The sequence below is a fragment of the Mycobacterium sp. P4_H6 genome (assembly GCF_056400845.1).
This window is the reverse complement of the sequence record NZ_JBFUKN010000174.1, coordinates 1-1629: the sequence shown is the minus strand read 5'-3', so window position 1 is coordinate 1629 and position 1629 is coordinate 1. Positions and strand designations below refer to the sequence as shown.

3 protein-coding genes are annotated in these 1629 nt (G+C 66.9%); 2 read left to right on the top strand and 1 reads right to left on the bottom strand.

Going from position 1 to position 1629, the window contains the following annotated elements; genetic code table 11:
- Positions 1-288: alcohol dehydrogenase catalytic domain-containing protein (locus AC1DTF_RS32320; protein ID WP_477477033.1), on the bottom strand; the 288-nt coding region annotated here is incomplete at its 3' end.
- A 216-nt stretch (positions 289-504) separates the two neighbouring features.
- Here AC1DTF_RS32320 and AC1DTF_RS32315 point away from each other — a divergent pair.
- Together AC1DTF_RS32315 and AC1DTF_RS32310 are read left to right on the top strand one after the other, a co-directional pair.
- Entirely contained in the window at positions 505-1329 is an 825-nt protein-coding gene (locus AC1DTF_RS32315) for a serine hydrolase domain-containing protein (protein WP_477477032.1), read from the top strand.
- Between the two features lie 110 nt (positions 1330-1439).
- The coding region (locus tag AC1DTF_RS32310; protein WP_477477031.1) for a DUF3145 family protein at positions 1440-1629 on the top strand (190 nt) is incomplete at its 3' end.

Sequence of the window (1629 nt, the reverse complement as noted above, 5' to 3'; positions counted from 1 at the left end):
GCACTCACCGCACACCGCGCGCCAGTTCAGGATGACGAAGTCGCCGACCTCGACGTGGGTGACACCCTCGCCGATGGTCTCCACGATGCCGGCGGCCTCGTGCCCGAGCAGGAACGGGTACTCGTCGTTGATGCCGCCCTCGCGGTAGGTCAGATCGGTATGACAGACACCGCAGGCCTGGATCGCCACGACGACCTCGCCGGGACCCGGATCGGGGATGACGATGTCGACCAATTCGACGGGCTGACCTTTGGACCGGGAGATGACGCCGCGCACCGTCTGACTCATGCCTAGCTGAACCTTTCGTATGGAGGGATGCCGCCGGGCGTGCTGCCGCGCCGCCCGCATGTTTACTATCAGTAGTTTGAGTTGCTCGTGAGTAAACGTACTACAGGAGTCGCGGGGCTCACTGACTCATGCCTATAACCTAATACGCGGATCCGAGATCTGTCAGACAGGTGTCCAGTTTCGGGCATAAGCCCACGCAAGTAGGCTCGGGCGCCTATGAGCGCACTCGACGTCCTGGCCGACTGGCCGGTCCCGGCCGCCGCCGCCGCGGTCATCGCACCCTCCGGTGTCCTCGCGACCCACGGTGACACCGCCCGCCCGTTCCGGCTGGCTTCGGTCACCAAGCCGCTCGTTGCCCGCGCCGCGCAGGTCGCGGTGGAGGAGGGCGCTTTCGAACTGGAAACGCCGGCCGGTCCGCCCGGTGCGACGGTGCGTCACCTGCTGGCGCACGCGTCGGGGGTGTCGATGCACACCGATCAGGTGCTCGCCGAACCCGGGACCCGGCGCATCTACTCCAACTACGGCTTCACTCTGCTGGCCGAAGCGCTGCAGAGTGCGGCCGAAATCGAGTTCGGCCACTACCTGCAGGAGGCCGTGTTCGAACCGCTCGGGATGGCGGCGTCGACGCTGGCCGGCGGCGCGGCGGCGGCCGGTTATGGCGGCGAGTCCTCGGTCGAGGATCTGGCGCGTTTCGCCGCGGATCTGCTGCGCCCGGCGCTGGTGACGCCCGAGCTGCACACCGAGGCGACGACCGTGCAGTTTCCCGGTCTGAACGGGGTGCTGCCGGGGTTCGGATCGCAGCGCCCGAACGACTGGGGGCTGGGGTTCGAGATCCGGGCTGAGAACTCGCCGCACTGGACCGGGACGTCCAACTCGGCCCGGACCTACGGCCACTTCGGCCAGTCCGGCACGTTCCTGTGGGTGGATCCTGCCGCTGAGCTGGCCTTTGTGGTACTCACCGACCGGGACTTCGGGGAGTGGACGTATCCGCTGTGGCCGGCCATCTCTGATGGAGTCCTGAGAGAATTCGGCGCACACTAGCGCAACACGCGTCCCACGGGGCACAATAGACACGCGCGAAACAGCTGCACAGTTCGGTAACGCCAGGTCGTTGGGGAAGACGTCCCTAGTGGAGCCGAAGGAGCAGATGTATGCGTGCGTCGAACCAGTTCGCCGAGGCGACAACTGGCGTGGTCTACGTTCACGCCTCGCCCGCGGCGGTATGCCCACATGTCGAGTGGGCTCTTTCGTCGACCCTGTCGGCGCGGGCGAACCTCAAGTGGACGCCCCAACCCGCCATGCCCGGACAGCTGCGTGCCGTCACCAACTGGGTGGGCCCCC

What these genes read in the sequence shown, in the direction of transcription:
- AC1DTF_RS32315 (WP_477477032.1), top strand. Translation starts at nt 505, where the DNA reads ATGAGCGCACTCGACGTCCTGGCCGACTGGCCGGTCCCGGCCGCCGCC.